The 21,769-nt window shown below is 50.5% G+C and carries 16 protein-coding genes and 1 riboswitch; of the genes, 13 read left to right on the forward strand and 3 right to left on the reverse strand.

Going from position 1 to position 21,769, the window contains the following annotated elements:
* Positions 1 to 15 precede the first annotated feature (15 nt).
* Positions 16 to 546 (forward strand): DUF2867 domain-containing protein, encoded by a 531-nt coding sequence (locus tag B4W65_RS01700; protein WP_088653366.1) that lies wholly within the window; start codon positions 16 to 18, stop codon positions 544 to 546.
* Between the two features lie 26 nt (positions 547 to 572).
* Here the strand turns inward: B4W65_RS01700 and B4W65_RS01705 are convergent, their stop codons facing one another.
* Entirely contained in the window at positions 573 to 1,448 is an 876-nt protein-coding gene (locus B4W65_RS01705; RefSeq protein ID WP_088653525.1) for a pirin family protein, read from the reverse strand.
* A 170-nt stretch (positions 1,449 to 1,618) separates the two neighbouring features.
* Between B4W65_RS01705 and B4W65_RS01710 the strand changes: the two genes are divergently transcribed.
* From B4W65_RS01710 to cbiB, 11 genes are all read left to right on the forward strand, one after another.
* Positions 1,619 to 2,842 carry an ATP-binding protein gene (locus B4W65_RS01710; protein WP_088653526.1) on the forward strand — a complete coding sequence of 408 codons (1,224 nt, stop codon included), beginning with the start codon at positions 1,619 to 1,621 and terminating at the stop codon, positions 2,840 to 2,842.
* A 60-nt stretch (positions 2,843 to 2,902) separates the two neighbouring features.
* Positions 2,903 to 4,417 (forward strand): ATP-binding protein, encoded by a 1,515-nt coding sequence (locus B4W65_RS01715; protein ID WP_205741191.1) that lies wholly within the window; start codon positions 2,903 to 2,905, stop codon positions 4,415 to 4,417.
* A 62-nt stretch (positions 4,418 to 4,479) separates the two neighbouring features.
* Positions 4,480 to 4,688, forward strand: a riboswitch (cobalamin riboswitch).
* Positions 4,689 to 4,773: 85 nt separating this feature from the next.
* Complete coding sequence (locus tag B4W65_RS01720) at positions 4,774 to 6,684, forward strand: TonB-dependent receptor plug domain-containing protein (protein ID WP_088653368.1); 1,911 nt, start codon at positions 4,774 to 4,776, stop codon at positions 6,682 to 6,684.
* An 18-nt stretch (positions 6,685 to 6,702) separates the two neighbouring features.
* The gene (locus tag B4W65_RS01725) at positions 6,703 to 7,806 is read left to right on the forward strand and encodes a YncE family protein (protein ID WP_088653369.1); all 1,104 of its coding nucleotides are present in this window, start codon (positions 6,703 to 6,705) and stop codon (positions 7,804 to 7,806) included.
* A gap of 106 nt (positions 7,807 to 7,912) precedes the next feature.
* The gene (gene cobU / locus B4W65_RS01730) at positions 7,913 to 8,419 is read left to right on the forward strand and encodes a bifunctional adenosylcobinamide kinase/adenosylcobinamide-phosphate guanylyltransferase (RefSeq protein WP_088653370.1); all 507 of its coding nucleotides are present in this window, start codon (positions 7,913 to 7,915) and stop codon (positions 8,417 to 8,419) included.
* Between the two features lie 53 nt (positions 8,420 to 8,472).
* On the forward strand, positions 8,473 to 9,483 hold the full coding sequence (gene cobT, locus B4W65_RS01735; protein ID WP_088653371.1) for a nicotinate-nucleotide--dimethylbenzimidazole phosphoribosyltransferase: 1,011 nt from the start codon (positions 8,473 to 8,475) through the stop codon (positions 9,481 to 9,483).
* 155 nt (positions 9,484 to 9,638) lie between these two features.
* Positions 9,639 to 10,388, forward strand: coding sequence for an adenosylcobinamide-GDP ribazoletransferase (locus tag B4W65_RS01740; protein ID WP_088653372.1), 750 nt, complete (start codon positions 9,639 to 9,641; stop codon positions 10,386 to 10,388).
* A gap of 3 nt (positions 10,389 to 10,391) precedes the next feature.
* On the forward strand, positions 10,392 to 10,928 hold the full coding sequence (cobC, locus tag B4W65_RS01745; protein WP_088653373.1) for an alpha-ribazole phosphatase: 537 nt from the start codon (positions 10,392 to 10,394) through the stop codon (positions 10,926 to 10,928).
* On the forward strand, positions 10,928 to 12,400 hold the full coding sequence (locus tag B4W65_RS01750; RefSeq protein WP_205741192.1) for a cobyric acid synthase: 1,473 nt from the start codon (positions 10,928 to 10,930) through the stop codon (positions 12,398 to 12,400). Before cobC ends, B4W65_RS01750 begins: the two co-directional genes overlap by 1 nt.
* Positions 12,401 to 12,406: 6 nt before the next feature.
* Positions 12,407 to 13,432, forward strand: a complete 1,026-nt coding sequence (locus tag B4W65_RS01755) for an aminotransferase class I/II-fold pyridoxal phosphate-dependent enzyme (RefSeq protein WP_088653374.1) — start codon at positions 12,407 to 12,409, stop codon at positions 13,430 to 13,432.
* On the forward strand, positions 13,411 to 14,379 hold the full coding sequence (gene cbiB, locus B4W65_RS01760) for an adenosylcobinamide-phosphate synthase CbiB (protein ID WP_240509446.1): 969 nt from the start codon (positions 13,411 to 13,413) through the stop codon (positions 14,377 to 14,379). The genes B4W65_RS01755 and cbiB overlap by 22 nt, the downstream gene beginning before the upstream one ends.
* Here cbiB and B4W65_RS01765 read toward each other — a convergent pair.
* Both B4W65_RS01765 and B4W65_RS01770 read right to left on the reverse strand, forming a co-directional pair.
* Positions 14,332 to 15,639, reverse strand: coding sequence for an NAD(P)/FAD-dependent oxidoreductase (locus B4W65_RS01765; RefSeq protein ID WP_205741193.1), 1,308 nt, complete (start codon positions 15,637 to 15,639; stop codon positions 14,332 to 14,334). The genes cbiB and B4W65_RS01765 overlap by 48 nt on opposite strands.
* Positions 15,640 to 15,779: 140 nt before the next feature.
* Positions 15,780 to 19,979, reverse strand: a complete 4,200-nt coding sequence (locus tag B4W65_RS01770; protein ID WP_146697680.1) for a hybrid sensor histidine kinase/response regulator transcription factor — start codon at positions 19,977 to 19,979, stop codon at positions 15,780 to 15,782.
* 163 nt (positions 19,980 to 20,142) lie between these two features.
* Here B4W65_RS01770 and B4W65_RS01775 point away from each other — a divergent pair, with 163 nt between their 5' ends.
* A complete protein-coding gene (locus tag B4W65_RS01775; RefSeq protein WP_088653376.1) occupies positions 20,143 to 21,729 on the forward strand; it encodes a glycoside hydrolase in 1,587 nt (528 codons plus the stop codon).
* The last annotated feature ends 40 nt before the right edge of the window (positions 21,730 to 21,769 follow it).

Consider the following 21,769-nt stretch of genomic DNA (forward strand, 5'->3'; position numbering starts at 1 on the left):
CAAAACTCCCGCCCCATGATTCAAAAAACGCATACCCTACCTGAAAATTCTCTTTTGAAAGAAGAGGATACGCCGCATCATTACATAGACACCTTTCAACTGCTGCTATTAAACACGCAAAAGACAAGCAGCGTGAACGAAATGCTTGCCCTGTTCCTCGCCAGTGGTCCTAAGTGGGCCGACCGCCTGATGACCCTAAGGAATAAAGTTGCCGGTGCCCTCGGCTTAAAAACATCTGACACACGGCAGGCTGCCCCTACCCTCCAAGACATAGAAAAATGCCAACCCGGCGACCGACTGGGCATTTTCAAAATGCTGGCCAGATCACCGCACGAAGTGGTCCTGGGCGAAAACGACAAGCATTTGGATTTTAAAGTTTCCTTTTTATGTACCCCGACCGATCAGGATAAACAAAGCTTCTCCATCACTACGCTGGTTCACTTCAACAATGTAATGGGGCGAATTTATTTTCTCCCGGTAAAACCTTTCCACTGCCGCATTATCCTGGCAACTTTAAAAAAAATGGAAAGTAAGTTTCTGAGTTAAGCCGGAAAAACGCACTCCAAGCATCTTCAACCCCGACCGGGATAGGGCACATAGTCGCTTTCACCGGGAGGCAGCGTAAAACGCTGATTGATCCAGTCTTCCCTGGCTTCAGCGAGCCGCTCCTTGCTGGAAGACACCAGGTTCCAATCGATGTAACGCGCCTCAGGGAAAGCTTCACCACCGAAGACATAAACCGTTGAACCTGCCTCCATTTCAAAGCTACATAACTTACTGTCCCTGGCAACCAAGAGCTGTTTCGGCGCATAAGTATTTCCGTCACTACGGACAGCCCCATCCAAAATATACAGGCCACTGTCGCCATACAGCTCGTCACCCAAATGAAGGGTCTGGGTGGTGCTGGCTTTGATTTCTATAAAGTACAGTTGGCTGTAAACAGGAACGGGAGACCGCAATCCCAAGGCCTCTCCGGCAATTAATTTAATCTTCAAGCCATCTCTTTCCAGTTGAGGGATGTCCCCGGCTTCAACATGGGTAAAGGAAGGCTCGATCTCCTCCTCTTCTATGGGCAAAGCAACCCAGATTTGAAGGCCGTGCAATACCTTCTCCGAATTTCGCACAGCATCCGGTGTCCGCTCCGAGTGTACCACCCCCTTCCCGGCCGTCATCCAGTTCACCGCCCCCGGTCGAATTTCCACCTCGCTGCCGATGCTGTCGCGATGCAAAACGGCCCCCTCAAACAAATAGGTCAGTGTAGAGAGGCCTATGTGGGGATGCGGCAAGACATCCAAATTCTCACCGGGCCCCATTTCTGCAGGCCCCATATGGTCGATAAACACAAAGGGCCCCACGGCTCTTTTCTGACGAAAGGGCAGCAAGCGCCCCACCAAAAAGCCACCGATATCGGCAGCACGCTCAGGAACAATCAAAGCAAGATTTGACATAGACGTATTTTTCAATTTCAGTCCAAGATAGCTGATAATTCCTTTGCCAACAAGCGCCTTACTTATTGCGCTCTGTATGAAAACAACCAAGATGTTTTGTCTCAAACGTTTTTGTTGTTTGTCAAACAACAAAAGTGTATTTTTACAAACAACAGATTACAATAAACGACATGATACTAGAAAAGGACATATTACAAGTCATTGAACAGCAAAAAGAACGATTGCTAGGCATATCGACTGGTCAAGCTCGCCAAATCGAAATAAATTTGAAAAACATCGCATCACATGCGTTGATCATCACCGGAATCAGGCGGTGTGGAAAAAGCACCCTCATGCATCAAATGATTAAAAAGACCGCTGAGGATAAGTCGCTGTATGTTAATTTTGAGTCCCCCTTTCTCTATAACTTTTCAATGAATGACTTTTCTCGCTTGGATAATATCATCCAGAAGACAGGTGCAAATTGGCTGTTTTTCGATGAGATACAAACAATCGAAAAATGGGAATTATATGTCAGACAGAAACTTGATGAAGGTTACAAAGTAGTGGTGACAGGATCTAACGCGTCTCTTTTAAGCAGTGAATTGGGCACAAAACTAACAGGAAGGCACATATCACAAGAGCTTTTCCCGTTCTCGTATAAAGAATTCATCACCTTTAAGGCCTTACAACCTGATAAAGAATCGGCAAAAGATTATTTACACAAGGGAGGTTTTCCAGAGTACCTTAAAACCGAAGATTTGTTCCAACTATCCAGCTTGTTCGACGACATTCTGATTAGAGATATTGTTGCTCGATTTGGGATTAAGGAGATAAAAAGTCTACAAAACTTAGCCTTGTACCTGATCACAAATGTAGGAAACAGGTTTTCCGCCTCAAAAATGAGACAACCTTTGTCCATATCATCCACAAGCACAATCACCAATTGGCTCACTTACTTAGAAAACAGTTACCTGTTTTCATTTGTGCCAATGTATAGCCACTCGCTGAAAGCCATGCTCGTGAACCCCAAAAAAGTTTACTGCGTCGATACAGGCCTGGTTCAATCTTTATCCTTAAAGGGCAGCGAAGATTGGGGACAGAAGTTCGAGAACCTTATATTCACCCACTTAAGAAGAAGGCATAAAGAAATATTTTATTTTGACAACAAAGGAGGGGCCGAGTGCGACTTTATTGTCATGCGTCATGGAAAAGCACTGAATATTATTCAGGTTTGCTATGAACTGACTCCTGACAATCTCGACCGTGAAATAAACGGGGCAATGGAGGCGATGTTTTTCTTCTCTTTAAAAACAGCCACTTTGGTTACATTTTCAGACAAGGACGAGATCAAGAAGAATGGCTGCACCATAGCGATTGTTCCTGCCCATGAGTTTCTGTGCGAAAAAGCATAGTCTGAATAAGGCGATACCATCCAAGGACTGTGAATATCCTGTTACTAAAAAACGGTGGTTTTGTACCCAACGGTTTTGTTGTTTCAATGCAGAGAGTCAGTTGTAAAAACTAAAAGTCTTTCAAGATACCGTGCAATAAACAACCCTCACTTTGATACAAACAAATTCAAAAACAACCCTCACTTTGATACAAAGTTTTGTATATTTAACCCTAAATTTAATACAAACCATCCGATGTTTAAGCGAGAAATATTACTTGAGTTAAACAAGTGGAAAGATAAAACATTTCGGAAGCCATTGGTTATAAGAGGCGCCAGACAGGTTGGCAAAACGACTGCCATCCATCTGTTTTCGAAACAATTTGATCAATACATTTATCTAAATCTTGAAAAAGCAGAAGAGCGGGAAATCTTTGAGCAAGCTTACCCGTTTTCCGATCTGATCACCTACCTTTTTATCTACGCGGGTAAAAAAAGGAATGGAGGGTCTACCCTCATTTTCATCGATGAAATTCAGAATTCTCCGAAAACAGTCGCCCTATTAAGATATTTCTATGAAGAAGCAAGCGATTTGTATGTTGTTACTGCAGGCTCATTATTAGAAAGTATCTTAGACAGAAAAATATCCTTTCCTGTAGGCAGGGTGGAATATATGGCCATACATCCTTGCTCTTTCAAGGAGTTTCTATATGCTACTGATCAGGAGCCTCTGGCTAACGAATTAGAAAAAGCAGAAGTACCTTCATTTCTGCATAACAGACTAATCGCTTTGTTTAAAAAGTATGCCACTCTGGGGGGAATGCCGGAGGTGCTGAAGCATTATGCCAGCGGTGTCGATATTTCTTCCCTAGCATCGGTATATGATAGTCTTATTCAATCATTTTCGGATGATGTGGAAAAATACGCAACATCTTCATCTCAAGCTCAATACATCAGGCATGTCATTAGCAATGCTTTTGCAGAAGGAGGAACCAGAATTTCTTTTGAAAAATTTGGCAACTCTGATTATCGGTCCAGGGAAATGAAAGAAGCCTTTCGAGCCCTGGAAAAAACCATGCTGATCAGATTGGTTTATCCCACCACCTCAATTGAAATACCTTCGACTCCGGCACTTACCCGAAAGCCCAGACTGCATGTGTTAGATACCGGGCTCATTAATCATGTCCGGGGACTGGTAGGTGATCTTGTGTTTAATGAAATCATAAGTGATACCCACAGAGGAATTATTGCCGAACACATTACAGGGCAAGAACTTCTTGCTTCCAAATTTTCCATCAGCAATGCATTAAATTTCTGGGTGCGGACTAAGAAGGGATCCAATGCTGAAATAGATTACATTATTCAGCATAAGGGGCAACTTATTCCTGTTGAAGTAAAGGCGGGGGCTATTGGAAAATTACGCTCTTTACATCAATTCATGGATCAGTCGCCCGGTAAAATTTCCGTGCGTGTTTATCAGGGTCCGTACCTCGTACAGGAAGCAATAACCATAGCCGGAAAAAAGTTTACCCTTCTCAACCTTCCCTTTTATTTGGTTCATCGCATCGAACAGGAACTGGATAAAATAATGGATTAGCCTGTTAATATACTGTTATTAAAAATCCCTCCCCAATTCTTCCGATTTAGAAAATAAGCCCTACATTTGCAATCGTATTTGGTTTTTGTACGGCGTTCGCCGCACAAAATAAAGAGGGAATCCGGTGCTTCCGTAAGGAAAATTCCGGAGCTGTACCCGCAGCTGTAAGTTCTATCAATGATTTGGACACCACTTTTGCCACTGTCGCAAGACGGGAAGGCTGTCAAAATCAGGAACGAGCCAGAAGACCTGCCAGATGGATTCAGTATTAATCAAAGCTTCGGGACTAAAGCTTGTGAAACCTGTATTTTTCATCTTTCACAAAACAACACCCTGAGCGCATTCGAAAACGTAAAATGCGTCATCTGTTTCTGTTTATCGGTCTGCTTACTGCCGACCTTATTTTTGCCGGAAATCCGGAACCGCTGGTCATCGACACCGTTCACCTCGAGGGCGTAACCCTGGTGAGCGACTACCAAAGATTTCAGCCGGGGGCCAAAATCGACCGCATCCGCAGCGAAAAGCTGCAGCACATGCCCGAGGCCGGTCTCGACCAGGCGCTCATGCGCCTGTCGCCCATTTATGTTAAGGGCAACGCGGGGGGACTGGCCACCATTCGTTTTCGGGGCACGGCCGCCAATCATACGGCCATCCGATTGGGGGGACTCAACATCAACTCACTCACGCTGGGACATGCCAACGCGTCCAGCATCCCCACTTACCTCTTCGACGGCATCCATTTGCAATACGGTGGTGCTTCGGCCATCAATGGCTCGGGCTCCATTGGGGGCACCGTTTATTTGGAACAGAAAAGCATGTGGACTAAGGGGCAGCGCATTAACCTCAGCAGCACCGCCGGTTCCTTTGGCGAACAATTTTACGGCAGCAAAATTTATATCGGCAACGGAAGTTGGGAATCGGTCACCAAGGCCTACTGGTTTCAAAAAGAGAACGATTTCTATTTCAATAACCCCTACCACGAGAACTATTACACCAATCCTCAGCCCGTAAGGGAAAAGCAGCAGGGAGCAGCCATCGAGAACAAGGGCTTGATGCAGCAGCTTAATTATCGCTTTGACCCTGCCGCAACCCTTCAAAGTACCTTTTGGTATGAGGACAGCTGGCACGAGGTGCAGCCCAATATGCAATCGAACAGTCCGACAGTCCCCGAACTGCACAACAAAAACTTCCGCTCCTGGGTGGGCTACGACAACCTAAATAATCCGGTAAGCTTTAAGCTGGGGGCAGGCTACGTGCACGATGAGCAGTTGTACCAGAAAAACGAGGATCAGCTGATCGTTACCGACCGCCTGGTCACGGAGGCCGCTGCCGGCTACAAGCTGGCGCCCGACAAGGAGTTGAAGGCGGGCGTCCTGTACAAGTACATTGTACCGGAGGTGTACGCCTATTCCAAAGACGTGATCGACTACGAGCAACAACTGGACCTCTACCTGTCGTACTACTTTGAGCCGGTGGAAAACCTCAAAGCCACCGTAAACGTGCGGCAAATGCTGGTGACCAATTTCAAGGCCCCCTTCACCCCTGCCTTGCTGCTTGAATACAAGGCGGCGGGCACATCAAAGCAACAGCTTTCGGTGACGGGCGGACTCTCACGCAGCTACCGCATCCCCACCTTCAACGACCGCTACTGGGGGGCACAGGGCAACCCCAACTTAAAGGCCGAGGATGGATTGAATGCCGAAGCGGGTTTCAGTTACCTCCGTCAGATGGGGCACAACCACCTTAAGGCCAAGGTCAATCTCTTTTACATGGATGTAGACAACTGGATTCAATGGAGCCCGGGCTCCATTGACTGGGAAGCCCGAAACATCAACCGGGTGGTCAGTAAGGGATTGGAACTGCAGTTGCAGAGCCTCTTTCACCTGGGTCCGCTCGAAACAGAGTGGGGCGGCAACTATTCCTTTAATCCGGTACACGACAAGGATCAAAACAACAAACAACTGATTTATGCCCCCAGGCATAGCGGCAATTTTTACGGCGACCTAAAGTGGAAAGCGGCGGGACTGTCGGCCGACGCCAGCTACACCGGCGAACGCCTGCACAACAAAGTGGGCGATTCACTTCCGGCGCATTTCCTGACCAACCTATCGATCTGGTACCGTTTCAATTACCGCCAACAAAGTCTGCGCCTAAGCGCACAAGTGCTCAACCTTGGCGACGTCGACTACCAAAATGAAGCCTACTACGCCATGCCGGGCCGCAGTTTCAAACTCAGTCTGAGCCTGGATTTATACAACAATAAATAACCATTAATACCAACAATCATGTACGCAAAAAACAGCTTTTTTGATTGGAGCAACAAAGCGCTTTGGAGCCTGGCCCTCCTGACCGCTCTGGGCTTGAGTGCCTGCTCCGACGACAACAACGACCAGCCCAAACAGGAAATCAACGAAGAAATATCCGGGGCCTATTTCCTGAATTTTGGCAGCTACGACAAGGGTGGCAGCAGCATTACCCGCTACGATTTTCGAAAGGATGCGCTCACCAACAATTATTTTGAGGCGCAAAATCCCCAAATGACCATCAAATCGAACATTCAGTACGGCGCCGTTTACAAGGACACCATATACTTAATGGGCAACTCGGCCGATGAGCTCATATCGGTGGACCTGCAATTCAAACCCACCGGCAATGCCGTGCGTGAGGGGATTGAAAAACCGCGCTTCTTTGTGGGCCAGGGCGACTACCTCTACATTTCGTGCTGGGGAAAAGATGCCGACTTCCAGGAAATGCCTGGCTCCTACATTGCCATTTACAATACCAAAACCCGTAAGGTGGAGGACAAGATTGCCCTGCCAGGGGGACCGGAAGGACTGGCCCTTGCCAACGGCAAATTGTATGCGGCGCTCAACTATAGACCGCAGGTGGCGGTGATCGACCTTAACTCCGAAGCAATCGATTATATCGACATGCCTGCTGTCAGCGCCTATTTTGTAAACGATGCCGACGATAATCTATATCTGGCACTTTCCAGCTACGACCCCACTGCAGAAACAGGCTTAGCCTACATCAACACCACAACCGATGAGCTGGAGGACAATTACGTGCTCCAGGGAGTCAGCACCACTTACGCCAGTATACTAACGGCCAACAGCGACGCCAGCACCCTTTACCTGGTTGCTGCCGTATGGGGAGAGCCAGGCAGCATCTTTGCTTTTGATACCCAAACCGGGGAGTTCTCAGAATTCATTGACAACCTAAACGGCGTAAACGGCATCGAAATAAACCCTTTCAACAAGGATATATATGTGCTGCAGTCCGGAAACGTAACCGAAGCGGGCAGTGTAAGTATTTATAACGCAGAGGGAGCTCACCAAAAGGACCTGAACATAGGCATCTCGCCCTACTGGACCTTGTTCCTCGACTAAGGCTCATCGCCACACAAAGACAACCAAGGATTTGATTATCTGTCCGATAAGTCCCGGGTGCCGTGCAACGGCACAGTACCCGGGATTTTCTTAAAACCACAAACCTATGGCAGTCACCTTTATCAGCGGGGGACAACGTTCCGGCAAGAGTTCCTACGCCCAACAACTGGCCGAAGCAAGCAGCAAGCAGCCGGTTTATCTGGCCACGGCCCGGCACTGGGACGAGGACTTTAGCCAACGCATCGAGCGCCACCAACGCGACCGGGGTCCACAATGGACCACCGTGGAGGAGGAAAAGCACCTGGGACGCGTCGCCCTGGAAAAACGCACCGTGCTGCTCGACTGCATTACCCTCTGGCTTACGAATATTTTTCACGACAACAGCTGCGATGTGGAAGCTGCCCTGCAAGTGGCCAAAAACGAATGGGAGCTCTTGCTGAAGAAAAACAACGAGCTGATTGTCGTCAGCAACGAATTGGGCATGGGCATCCATGCCCGGGACGAAGTCTCCCGAAAATTCACCGACCTGCAGGGCTGGATGAACCAGCACATTGCCCGTCGGGCCGACCGCGTAATACTTATGGTTTCCGGTCTACCCTTAATCATTAAATAAACGCAGGCAAAACACTACAAGCTAAATTTTTCAAAATCATCAATTTCCATCCCATGACCACCCAAAACATACAACAAGCGCTGCAACACAAAATTGACAACAAGACCAAACCCCACGGGGCTTTGGGCGAACTGGAAGCTTTGGCCTTTAAGGTAGGCTGCATCCAAAACAGCCTCTCGCCCCAACTGCGCCAACCCACCATGCTGGTCTTCGCGGCCGACCACGGATTGGCCGACGAAAAAATCAGTCCCTACCCCAAAGACGTTACCTGGCAAATGGCCATGAACTTTGTAGCCGGAGGCGCAGCCATCAGCGTTTTCTGTCGACAAAACGGCATTGCGCTGAAGGTCATCGACGCCGGCGTCGATTACGACTTTCCGACCGACAGTCCCATCGTGCCTTCAAAAATTGCGCGCGGCTCGCGCAACATGCGTAAAGAACCGGCCATGACCACCGGCGAGTGCGAAAAAGCACTGGCTGCCGGTCGCGCCTTTGTGCGTGCCGAAGCCGAAGCCGGATGCAACACCATTGGTTTTGGCGAAATGGGCATCGGCAACACCTCGCCCTCTTCGCTTTTGATGCACCGCTTTTTGGGGCTACCCATAGAAACCTGCACGGGAGCAGGTGCCGGCATGCGGGGCGAGCAGCTGAGCTACAAGCAGCAGGTACTCAAAGAGATTTCAGAAAAATACGACCCACAAACGCCCCTGGAGACGCTGGCGACTTTTGGGGGACTGGAAATTGCGATGATGGTGGGGGCCTACCTCGAAGCACGTGAGCAAGGCATGGTTATCCTGGCCGATGGCTTTATCTCTACCGTCAGTCTGCTGACGGCCTGTCAATTCAACCCGAAAGTAAGCGAGAATGTCGTCTTTTGCCACCAAAGCGATGAGCAGGGACACAGCCTCTTACTGAAGCACTTTGGCGCCCGTCCCATTCTGCAGCTGGGCATGCGTGTAGGCGAAGGCACCGGCGTTGCCGTTGCCCTGCCCGTGCTCCAGAGCGCTGTAAAATTCCTCAACGAAATGGCCAGCTTTGAAGACGCCGGAGTATCCAACAAGTAAATAGACCCTGCAGTCCTACAAAATTACCCACCCAAAACCAAAACAGCAGGCAGCCGACCCCGCTCGGTCTGTCTGCTGTTTTTAGCTGAGTTAAAAAAACGTCCTCAATTTTGTGTAGTTTTAAGGTTCCAAAACACCATAACCAAAACAGCGACATGCACATCTTTTTCACCGCACTGATGTTTTTCACGCGCATTCCCGTGCCGGCCTCGCTGCCCTATTCACCGGGACTGTTGAATAAGGCCCTGCGCTTTTTCCCGCTGGTAGGGGCACTGGTCGGTGCCCTGGGCGCAGGTATATTGTGGCTGGCCCTGCTTGTGCTGCCCCTGCCTTTGGCCCTCTTGTTGAGCATACTGGCGACCATTTTCATCACCGGGGCTTTTCATGAGGACGGTTTCGCTGATTTTTGCGACGGTTACGGGGGCGGTATGACCACCGAACGCATTCTCGACATCATGAAGGACAGTCGCCTGGGCACCTATGGAACGGTGGGACTCCTGGCTATGCTGGCGACCAAATACACCGCCCTGCTGCACCTCCCCCCTTCCGAAATCTTTGGGCTGCTGATAGCGGGCCACACCCTGAGTCGCCTCCTTCCGGTGCTGCTGGTACGCACCACCCCATACATCCGCGAGGATGCCCTCAGCAAGGCCAAGCCCATTGGCAATGAGGTCAACACCGCCTCCCTATGGATAGCGAGTCTGACTGCCCTCCCCTTTCTACTGCTCCTGCCCCTGCAACTTACGGTCCTGCTGCTGCCCGCAGCCCTGCTCGTTTACTGGCGTTTTCGCCACTACATCATGAAGCGTACCGGAGGCTACAGCGGCGATGTACTCGGCGCCCTGCAGCAACTTGTTGAAGTCACCCTGTACGTAGTCGCAGTTATTTATTACAACCATTTTTAAGCCATGCAACTCACGCTCTTACGTCACATCCAGACCCAGGCCCCGGAGGGACTCTGTTACGGACAAAGCGAACCGCCGCTGCCGGACGATTTCGAAAAGCAGCACCGCCAGCTGGCCCGGGCCCTGCAGAAGAAGAAATTCCACGCCATCTATTCCAGTCCCCTTAGCCGTTGCGCCCTGCTGGCCAGCGCCATTGCCGGCGACCAGCAGGTGGCCTTCGACGAGCGCCTGATGGAACTCAATTTTGGCGACTGGGAGGGCTTGCATTGGAGCGAAATTGAGCAAAAGCCCGAAGCGCAGGCCTTCTTCGACGACTACCTGCGCTGCGCGCCGCCCGGAGGAGAGTCTTTCGAGGATCTCATTGTCCGCATCGAAGCCTTTTTAAGAGACCTCAAAAAGAAACATCCCCGTCAGCAAATCCTCGTAGTGAGTCACGGCGGTCCCATCCGCGTGGTACACGGATTGGCCGAAAATTTATCGCCGGAGCACTATTTCAACCGTCAGGTGGCCTACGGACACCTGGCACAAATCTGCCTTTAATGACCAAACAAGAAACTTTGCGTCCCCTGATGTTTGTCGGTACCGGCTCCGATGTGGGCAAATCGGTGCTTACGGCCGCTTTTGGTCGACTGCTGCTGCAGGAAGGCTACCGACCGGCCCCCTTCAAGGCCCAAAATATGTCGCTCAACAGCGGAGCCAGTCCCGAAGGCCTGGAAATGGGCCGCGCTCAAGTGGTGCAGGCCGAGGCCTGCGGAATCAGTCCCTCCGTCCACATGAACCCCATCCTCCTCAAACCCACCGGCGATAAAGTGAGCCAGCTCGTACTCCTGGGCAAGCCGGCCGGGGACCAAAGCGCGCAGGAATATTTTAACCGGGGCGACCGCGACGCCCTCTTCGAAGTGGCCATGCAGTCGTGCCGCAGACTGATGGAGCGCTACAGTCCCCTGCTGATTGAAGGCGCCGGATCCATTTCGGAAGTGAATTTGTGGGACCGCGACATCACCAACCTGCGGGTGGCTGAGGCGGTGGATGCGGCGGTGATTCTGGTGGCCGACATCGACCGGGGCGGGGTCTTTGGCTCGGTGTATGGCTCCATTCAACTGCTGCCACCCAAGTACCGGCGCTTGATCAAGGGCATCCTCATCAACAAATTCAGGGGCGATGCCGAACTTTTCGAAGATGGCCGAAGCATGCTGGAAGAACTGACCGGCGTGCCCGTGATTGGCGTAGTGCCCTACTTTCGCGATATTTTTATTGAACAGGAAGATTCGGTGGTGCTGGACCACATGAAGCAGGAACCTCAGGAAGGAAAAATTAATGTTGGTGTGGTGGCCCTGCCCCACATGTCCAACTTCACCGACTTCGATACCCTGCAGCAAGTGGAGGAAGTGCAAGTCTTTTACCTGCGGGAGGCTAAGGCGGTAAAGGACGCAGACATCGTACTGCTCCCCGGCTCAAAAAGCACCATCGCCGACCTGCTTTATCTGCGCCAAAACGGCATGGAAGCCGCCATTCTACAGCACCACCAGTCCAACAAGCCGCTCTACGGCATTTGCGGCGGCTTTCAGATGATGGGCCAAAGCATTGCCGATCCGCAGGGTGTGGAGGGTACGGTCAAAGAAGTGCGGGGCATGGGTATTTTGCCGGTAAAAACGGTATTGGGGACGGACAAGAAGACCGAGGTCTGCCGGTTCCACTTTCTGGACCAGCCGACCGTGAGCGGTCGCGGTTACGAAATTCACATGGGCAGGACCACCGGCGGTGACGCACTTTGTCGCCTGGACGACGGCAGCATAGATGGCGCTCGTCTGAACGCGCGCTGCTGGGGCACCTACATCCATGGGATACTCGACAACGAAGCCGTCCTTCAGGAAATCCTCCAAATGGTGCGTCCCGGCATCCGGGTCAGGGCCAATTATGCGGCCCTGAAGGAAAAGGGCTTCGACCAGCTGGCCGACTTGCTGCGCAGGCACATCGACCTGCCCTATATTTACCAACTGCTTCAAAAATAAGTCACCATGTTGCAGGGCCACGGCAATAACCGCAATGCGTTTCCGGGAAAAATAAGCTGCGATTTCAGCTCCAATGTGCTGCCGGCAGCTCTGCCGGGCGACTTGCTGGAGCATTTGAAAGGGCGACTCGAAACATTGAGCGACTACCCCGAGGTGGATGCCGCGAGTGCCGCCCGCTGTCTGCAAACCCAACACGCCGCCAGCGGAGCAGGAGTCCTGGTGACCAACGGCAGTACCGAGGCCTTTTACCTCCTGGCCCACCTGTTCCGTGGTGCCCGCTCGGGCATTGTGCTTCCCTCCTTTGCCGAATACGAAGACGCCGCCCGCTGCTGCCAGCACCAAATCAGTTTCCTAAAGGCAGAAGCGGTGAATGTAAAGAACTGCCGGCAACTGGACCTCCTATGGCTGGGGCAGCCGAACAATCCCGACGGTCGCTGCTGGTCGCCCCACTTCCTGCGCAAATTGGCGCAGTCCCTGCCGCAGACCACCCTCCTGATCGACGAAGCCTACCAGGAACTCTGCTCAGACGCTGAGGGTCTGACCACCCAAGTCCTGCCCCCCAATATGGTGGTGGTACGCTCCCTCACCAAGATCTATGGTCTGGCGGGACTCCGGGCCGGCTATCTGCTGGCTCAGGGAAAGCTGCTGGAAAAGCTGCAGCCCCTGCGCATGCCCTGGAGCGTGAACAGTCTGGCCCTGGCGGCCATCACCTGGCTGCATGCCCATCCGACCGACCATAAGCCACAAATCGACACAACGCTGTCCGAAGCCCGGAAGCTGCAAAAAGCCCTGCGCCAAAGGCCGGAGCTGGAGGTAACGCCCTCTGCCTGCAACTTTTTTCTGACACGTACCCGGGTGGGCACGGCGGCGGACCTACAGCGCTATTTGGTGGCGGAGCACGGACTCCTAATCAGAAATGCCGATAATTTCCGGGGACTGGGACCGGGTCATTTTCGGGTGGCGGCGCAGACGCCCGCCGCCAATCTGCAACTGCAAAAAGCCATAGTGGATTGGTTGAATCAGCAACAATAAGCGAATTACTGCCCTGGCTGCTGCCGCTGTTGGTGGGCTATGGGGCCGACTTGCTGCTGGGCGATCCGCGACACTGGCCGCACCCGGTAAAGGGCTTTGGGCATGCCATCGGCAAGGCAGAAAGACTGCTGAACCGCGGTTCGCAACGCCTGCTGAAGGGTCTGCTTCTGGTGCTGGTACTGGTAACGACCGTTTTTATCGCCCTGCAGTATTGCACGGCCCTGCTTGCCCTGAGTCCCTGGCTCTACTACCCCGCTGCCAGTCTGCTCGTATTTTGGGGACTGGCCAACCGCAACCTCATCGATGAAGTGAAGGCGGTGGACAAAGCCTTAACCAATGGGGGACTCCCCGCCGGTCGCCGCCAACTCTCCATGATTGTGGGTCGAGACACAAGTCGCCTCGACGAAAACCAAATCCGGACAGCCGCCCTGGAAACCCTGTCCGAAAATCTGAGTGATGGCGTTATTGCCCCGCTGTTTTACTACCTGGTGGGTGGACTCCCCCTCATGTGGAGCTACAAAATGGTGAACACCCTCGATTCGATGTTGGGCTACAAAAGCGATCGCTACCGCCTCTTTGGGCGCGCCGCCGCCCGTCTCGACGATGTGGCCAACTTTGTCCCCGCCCGCCTCACCGCCCTGCTGATGGTAGTGGTTGGCGGCTCGACCCGCGCCCTGCGCTTCCTCTTTCGCTACGGACACCGCCACACCAGTCCCAATGCCGGCTACCCCGAAGCCGCCCTGGCGGGCATCCTGGACTTACGCTTTGGAGGGCCCTCCACCTACCACGGTCGGGTCCATAAAAAACCCTGGATCGGGAAACGATCCAGGGCCGTTTCGCAAAAAGATTTGCTTCGTGCCTGCGCCATCAATCAACGCAGCACCCTGGTGATGGTGGTCTTAGTCGTGACTATGCTGTTGTTGCAGGGTGGCGTTCTCCTCCCTTAACTTGTCCTCCGGCATCAATATCAAACGCAGCGAAGTGTTTTTGGTCAGGTACAACCAGGCCCAGTTGATGAAGATGACCAGGCGGTTACGCACACTCAAAATCAACATCAGGTGCAAGAACATCCACACCAGCCAGGCGGTGCAGCCCTTGAAACGAAAAAATGGCAAATCAACCACCGCCTTGTTGCGGCCAATGGTGGCCATGGAGCCCAAGTCGCGGTACTCGTACGACTTCTGGGCCTGCCCCTTCTCCACCCTTGCAAAATTGCGCGCCAAATTCCTTGCCTGATTAATGGCCACATTGGCCACCTGGGGATGCCCTTTGGGGTACCTGGGAGTTTCCATATAAGCAATATCGCCCAGCGCATAAACCCTGTCGAGTTGTTCCACCCGGTTAAAGCGATCGACTTTTATGCGGTTGCCCGGGGCCTCCACCTCAGCGGGTAAACCCGCTATTCGGTTGCCGGTCACACCGGCTGCCCAGATCACCGTCTTGGCCTCAAGACTGGTGCCGTTGCTCAGTTGCAGCGTACGCCCGTCGTAATCCTTCACAAAAGTTGAGGTCACCAGTTTCACCCCCATTTTTTCGAGGTAGCGGCGACTGGCCTCCCGGGAGGCCACGCTCATGTTGTTGAGCGTATGGGCACTGCCCTCTACCAGATAAATGGTAAATTTGGAAAAATCGATGCGGGGATAATCTTTGGGCAGTACGTTTTTACGAATCTCGGCAAAGGCACCGGCCAGCTCAACGCCGGTGGGCCCCGCACCCACAATCACCAGGGTCTGGTAATAGGCTTTTTGCTCGGCCGGAGCGGTGATGGTGCGCTCAAAGGTCATCAAAATATGGTTACGGATGTGTATGGCATCTACCGACGATTTGAGGGTGAAGACATGCTTGGCGATGTTGTTGTTCCCAAAAAAGTTGGTCTTACAACCCGCTGCAATCACCAGGTAGTCGTAGGCAAAGGACCCGATACCCGTATGTACCTTTTTCTGTTCGGTATCGATGCGATCGACCACCGTCAGACGAATTTGCACACTCATGTTGCCGTGAAAAATGTTGCGCAAGGGAAAGGAAATACTCGCCGGCTCTATTTGCGAAGTGGCCACCTGATAAAACAAGGGCTGAAACTGGTGATGGTTCACCTTATCGATGAGCAATACGTCAAAATTTCTTTTATCCAGTTGACGCACAAACTGGATGCCGGCAAAACCGCCGCCGATCACAACCACTCTGGGTTTCTGCTTCAAAGTCATCATTTCTGGTTTTAGCCTGCTTTATTCATAAGTTGTCGTTATGAGATAATTTATGAATAATGCAGGTTAGGACTAACTACTCCTTTAAAACAGTCGGATGCCGGCAAAAGTTGTGTTAAAAAAGAAAAATTTCTTTAATTAAATCAGATCCCTCCGGAAGCTTGATTGTACTGTGAAGGACTTACGCCAAATTCCTTTTTAAAAGTGCTTCCAAAATAACTTAAATCCTTAAACCCACATTGCAGGGAGACTTCAGATACAGTCGTTACTCCTTCGCTTAACAACTCCACAGCACGGGCCATTCGAAGTTTTCGGATCATCGTATTCGGATTGATGTCGAGCACTTCAGAGCATTTCCTGTACAACATAGAATTACTGATACCCAACTTCCTGACGATCAACTTAACCGATAGATCAGAATTGGCCAGGTTTTCTTCGATAAAGGCGCGTACCCGTGAAAGCAGCTCATCATCTTTCCCCGAAGCCGCCAACTCCAATCCATTGGGTTTAACCTGCAATTCCTTCTTGCGTCGACTGTTGGCCAGAAGCGCCTCCACCCTGGTCAACAAGGTATTCAAATTAAAAGGTTTCACCATATAACTGTCGGCTCCCGCCCGATATCCACTGGCTTTGTCGCTGTCGCTGCTGCGGGCAGTCAAAAGAATAAAAGGAATGTCTGAGGTCTTTTCACCCGACTTAATGCGCTTACATAAAGTAAGACCATCCAATCCGGGAACCACCAGATCCGACACAATCAAATCAACTCTTCTCCCCTGAATCAGTTCGTAGGCAGCTACACCATTATTGGTTTCCAGTACCTGAAACAAGGGTTCCAGGTTGCTTCGAAGCATACTCCTGAAATCGGCATGCTGATCAACCAATAAAACAGAAGGACGATCCTCGCTTCCGGCACTCAGGTTTCTTATTCGCAAGAGGGTTTCTTCCTCCACGCGTTCGGGCAAAAGCACCCGCATGGGTTCCCAGGCAGAGTCCGAGTCCCTGACCATCTCTGCCGGAGAAAAGCTGCTGCGGGAAACCGGCACCCTAAAACGCACCTCCGTGCCGCCTGTGGGGGGACTATGCAGCTCTATCTGCCCTTTATGTGCCTCTGCCATGGCTTTGGAGAGGGCCAGGCCAATTCCAAAACCACCCCCATTCTGCTGTTCTCCGCTAATCGAATGATGACGGTCGAACAACAGCCTTTGTCTTTCAGAAGAAATCCCATCCCCGCTGTCGCTCACCTCAAAACAAGCCCACAAAGCACCCTCCTCGCGCTCTCCCCACAAGCGCAACTGAACCTGGCCACCTTCGGGCGTAAATTTGAGCGCATTTGACAAAACATTGTATAAAACAACATCCAATTTCTCTACATCGAACCAAACTTCCTGCTCGGGAAAATCCAACAAAATGTCGAACATCATTCCTTTTCTTCTTGCCAAGGGGAGAAAGCTTTGTCCCACCTGCTCCACAAAAGATTTCAAGTCCCCCTTGCTCACACGTAAAGGCAGGGTATCCTCCTCCGATTTACTGAAGTACAAAAACTGCTTGTTCAGGCGATTCAGCCGAACTATGTTGCGCTCAGCCAAAGCTACATCCCGCGAATTAGGAGCCGAACGGGCATGCTTCCAATCCTCCAGCAAACACGACAAAATACTCAATGGCGTAAAAAACTCATGGGCCACATTGGCAAAAACGCCCTGTTTAAAATGATTCAAGGCATCTGATTTCTCTCGCTCTATATGCTCAACGGCCAAGGCCTGTTTAACTTTCTGGTTGTTCTGCTCCATTTTAAAAAACAACAAAATCACCAGACCCAAAACCAAACTGTAGCCCAGATAGGCCAGGCCAGTTTTATAAGGGGCTGGCTTAACCTTCAAAAACAATTCCTCTTCCTGAGGGCTCCAAACTCCATATCCATTAGCCGCTCTAATCTTTAAGACATAAGACCCCGGTTTAAGATTGGAAAAATCAAGGGTCCTTGCTCCCGCCCCCATTCGCCGCCATTCGGTATCCAAACCTTCCAGTTTCACGGCAAACATATGGTTCTGCGGCTGAGAATAAGAAAGTGCCGAAAAAGTCACCGAAAAATTATTGGTCAAGTGAGTCAAGACCAATGGGTCGTCCAGGCTGGTAAGTGGAACCACTTCCTCATTCATAACTTTTAACTCCGTAATTACCACCGGAGGGGAATAATCGTCCAGACGGACTGATTCCGGATCAAAAAAATTAAGGCCATTGTTGCCCCCAAAAAGCAGATTTCCATGCTCATCTTTAAAGCCGGCTCCCTTATTAAAAATATTGCCCTGCAAACCATTATCCTCCAAAAAATTATTGACCTCAACATCCACCCCGGACACTTGCAGGCGCGTTAGGCCTCTATTGGTACTGACCCAAAGAAAGCCCTCACGGTCTTGCTGAATGTCGTAAATATTGGCCCCCGGCAGGCGCCCGTCTAAGCTTCTAAAGGAATCAGAATCGGCGTGTTTCCAGAACAACCCACCGCCGGCAGTCCCCATCCAGAAATGCCCCTCGGCATCAGAGAAAATGGTGTTCACATTATCGGTAATCATGCCATTGGCCTCCCCTTCAAAAGCAGAAACACGCTCAAAAACCAAGGGAAAGTGACTGCGAATATCGGACACCAGGCGATTGAGTCCATGATCGTAAGTCGCTACCCACAAAACACCTTCCCGATCCTGCATAATTTTCGAAATCCGATTGCTGCTGATGGAATGCTTATCCCCGGGCCGATGCTCATAATGCATCACATTAAAACCTAAAAAGTTTTGGGAATCATAATGAACAATTTTATACAGTCCATTCTCGGTCCCTACCCAAATATGACCAAAGCCATCCTCATAAATATCCGATATCTCGCGGGCAGCAAAATCATAACCCTCTTCATCCTTATTCACAACCACCGATTGCCCACTTTGCGGGTCATAACGAATAATACCCATGTAGCGTGTCCCCAACCACAGGGTGCCCATGGCATCCCAATAGAAGCAAGTAACAGTATTGATATCTATAGGAAGATGCCGATAATCCGCCATCTGACCATAAGGCACAAAACGCTGCGAAGACAAATCATAAGAACCAAAACCCAGGCTGCGAACACCCAACAGAAGTCGTCCCTCGGGATCGCGGCTGAAAGCGGTAACCGACTGCGTTTTAAAATTGGGTGAAATATCGGGCAGGTGATAAGGTGTAAATAATCTTATTTTCTTATCGAGCTTATGAACACCTCCTCCCGAACTGCCCACCCACAAAAGCCCAGAAGCATCCACCAAAAGCGCATAGGCCTCATCGTCGGCCAGGCGCGTAAAACCCCGGTCACTTTTAAACACGTGCAAGGTCGGCCGGGCACCATTGGGATCATCCAATAAGCCCAAACCGAAGGGACTCCCAATCCATAAGTCTCCACCCTTATCCAACTTTAAATCGTAAACAACATCACCCGGCACTTTTCCTGAGTCCGGCATATAGTGCCTGTCCAAACGCAAAGAATCACCTTCCAGCCTGAACTTTACCAATCCACCTTCCCACAAACCCAACCAAAACACATCCCTGCTTTCCTCAACCAGGCTAAAGGGGGAAAAATGAGGAACCGTCAACTGCAGTTCTTTGTTGGTCCAAACCTGGAAAACCCCGGCAGACCGATCAATCAAAGAAAGCGCCCCTTTCCATGTGCCCACCCAAACGCGGTTGCCCGAATCAACATACAAGCGGGTAATCCAGTCGGAGTTCATCAATGAATCACTGCTGGCCACGTTGTAACGCTCCACCACTCCATGACCGGGATCCAGGACCTCAACACCATGGCCAGCGGTGCCTATCCAAATGAGGCCCTCTCGGTCAACCTGAACAGAGTTGATCACATCGGCCAACAACTGAAAAGGTTCGGCACTTTCCCGGTTAAAAAAATCAAAACGCTCCTCCATGGGATCAAAACAAGCCAGCCCCCTATCGGTGGCACACCAAAGCCTACCCGAAGAGTCCTCCGAAACCTCAAAAAACATGTTGGTTATCATGCCTTTATTGTAGTGACTTGCTATGGAGTATATTTCCAGATCATAGCCATCAAAACGAATCAAACCTTCGGTTGTTGCCAACCAAATGAATCCCTTCCGGTCTTGAAAAACGTCCTTAATGTTGTCTGAAGGCAAACCATTGCTGCTGTTGAGTTGCTCAACCACGTAACCCGAATTGGCCTGAAGAGAGAAAGCCGGGTTGCCCCACACAACCAGAAAAAGTAAAAAACTGCTAACAAAACCCCTCAAGCGTTTCCAAATCCAATGCAGTAAAAAAATCAAATCAAAAAAAATATCTGAACGATTTGTCATAACACACCAAAAAACACTGTTAAACAACACAATAACCCTCAAAGCGACAAAATCAAAAAACAAAAGTATGAATAATTTTCAACAAGCAATGAATAATTATCAATACCCACCTCGCCTACAATTAACGTTATTTGACACAGCAATAATCCGTAAAAAACAAACTATGCGACGACCAATCTGGCTGCTCTTCAGCCTTCTTCTTGTGAGCGCGTGCGCCACCAAACCAAACCCCAAAACGCTGCATCTTGATTTGAATACAGAATACCAAACCATTCATTCCTTTGGTGCTTCTGATGCCTGGAGGGTGCAGTTCGTCGGATCCCAATGGCCTCAGGATAAAAAGGAAAAAATGGCAGAATGGCTTTTCTCCAAAGAATTTAACAAACAGGGGGACCCTCTTGGCATAGGCCTGTCCTTATGGCGCTTTAATCTGGGAGCCGGCAGTATGGACCAGGGGACAAACAGCAACATCAACCATCCCTGGCGTAAAGCAGAGTCGTTTCTCAACCCTGATGGCACATTCAATTGGGAAAAACAAAAAGGGCAACAGTGGTTTCTCCATAAAGCGAAGCAATATGGCGTGGAACATCGTTTGGCTTTTGTGAATTCGCCCCCGGTGTACTATACGCTGAATGGCCAGGCTTACTCGGCACCCGACCGCACCGAATTAAACCTGCAATCAGAAAAAATGGAAGCGTATGCCCGGTACCTGGCCGAAATCTGCACACATTTCGAAGAAATCGGCCTGGGCTTCGATTATTTGAGTCCTGCCAACGAACCGCAATGGGATTGGAGCAAACCATCGCAGGAAGGAACGCCCGCAACCAATGCCAATCTCTATCAACTGACCTATTTGTTGAATAAAGAACTACAGGAAAGACAACTGCCGGTAAAACTAACGGTTCCCGAAGCAGCGGAATACAATTTTTTATATCAGTTTGAAGAAAAGTATCCCGGAGTCTCCAATCAATTCAAAAACTTCTGGGAAAAAGATGCGCCATTTTTTCTGGGGCACATGGACCAGGTGGCGCCGGTTTTTGCCGCTCACGGCTATTTTACCACCTGGCCGGTTGAAAAACTCATTAAAAGTCGCCAGACTGTAGGCAAAACCATTACCAACTCGTCGCAGGCTGTTGATTTCTGGCAAAGCGAGTTTTGCATATTGGAAGACAACGACGATATCGGCGGCGGACATGGGCGTGATTTAGAAATGCCTACGGCCTTATATGTTGCACGAGTCATCCATTTCGACCTGGTGCTGGCTCAAGCTTCTTCCTGGCAATGGTGGACCGCCCTGTCGCAAGTAGATTACAAAGATGGCTTAATCTATCTCGATAAGGGCAACAACGGCATTACAGACCACAGTGATCCCGAAAATGAGGCCTTAAAATCAGACGGAAACTTTCACGACTCGAAACTGCTTTGGGGACTGGGCAATTATTCCCGTTTTGTTCGGCCCGGAATGGTTCGGATCAAAAGCGTGACAGAGAAAAGGGAAGATCCTTTTAAAGCCGCATCCGACCTGATGATTTCGGCCTATAAAAATGAGCAAAACAAAGAGGTGGTAGTGGTCGCCGTAAATTACAGCGAAACAAACCATGCGCTACAACTGAACAGCAGCACAGACTTTTTGGCGGAAGTCAAAACCTACACCACTTCAAAGGACTACAACCTGGCTTACCAGCCTGCAAACATTAACCAACTGGAGGTTCCTGCACAAAGCATAAAAACCTTCCTGTTACAATACTGATCCCAATTTATAAACAAACAATGCACAACCAAACAACAGT

Origin of the sequence: Geofilum rhodophaeum (genome assembly GCF_002210225.1) — a bacterium.
Taxonomy (GTDB): Bacteria; Bacteroidota; Bacteroidia; order Bacteroidales; family Marinilabiliaceae; genus Geofilum; species Geofilum rhodophaeum.

Coding starts and splice junctions, on each gene's coding strand:
- B4W65_RS01700 (WP_088653366.1), top strand. CDS start 16: ATGATTCAAAAAACGCATACCCTACCTGAAAATTCTCTTTTGAAAGAA.
- B4W65_RS01775 (WP_088653376.1), top strand. CDS start 20,143: ATGCGACGACCAATCTGGCTGCTCTTCAGCCTTCTTCTTGTGAGCGCG.
- cobT (WP_088653371.1), top strand. CDS start 8,473: ATGACCACCCAAAACATACAACAAGCGCTGCAACACAAAATTGACAAC.
- B4W65_RS01770 (WP_146697680.1), bottom strand. CDS start 19,979: ATGACAAATCGTTCAGATATTTTTTTTGATTTGATTTTTTTACTGCAT.
- B4W65_RS01740 (WP_088653372.1), top strand. CDS start 9,639: ATGCACATCTTTTTCACCGCACTGATGTTTTTCACGCGCATTCCCGTG.
- B4W65_RS01755 (WP_088653374.1), top strand. CDS start 12,407: ATGTTGCAGGGCCACGGCAATAACCGCAATGCGTTTCCGGGAAAAATA.
- B4W65_RS01750 (WP_205741192.1), top strand. CDS start 10,928: ATGACCAAACAAGAAACTTTGCGTCCCCTGATGTTTGTCGGTACCGGC.
- B4W65_RS01765 (WP_205741193.1), bottom strand. CDS start 15,639: ATGATGACTTTGAAGCAGAAACCCAGAGTGGTTGTGATCGGCGGCGGT.
- B4W65_RS01710 (WP_088653526.1), top strand. CDS start 1,619: ATGATACTAGAAAAGGACATATTACAAGTCATTGAACAGCAAAAAGAA.
- cobU (WP_088653370.1), top strand. CDS start 7,913: ATGGCAGTCACCTTTATCAGCGGGGGACAACGTTCCGGCAAGAGTTCC.
- cobC (WP_088653373.1), top strand. CDS start 10,392: ATGCAACTCACGCTCTTACGTCACATCCAGACCCAGGCCCCGGAGGGA.
- B4W65_RS01720 (WP_088653368.1), top strand. CDS start 4,774: ATGCGTCATCTGTTTCTGTTTATCGGTCTGCTTACTGCCGACCTTATT.
- B4W65_RS01705 (WP_088653525.1), bottom strand. CDS start 1,448: ATGTCAAATCTTGCTTTGATTGTTCCTGAGCGTGCTGCCGATATCGGT.
- B4W65_RS01725 (WP_088653369.1), top strand. CDS start 6,703: ATGTACGCAAAAAACAGCTTTTTTGATTGGAGCAACAAAGCGCTTTGG.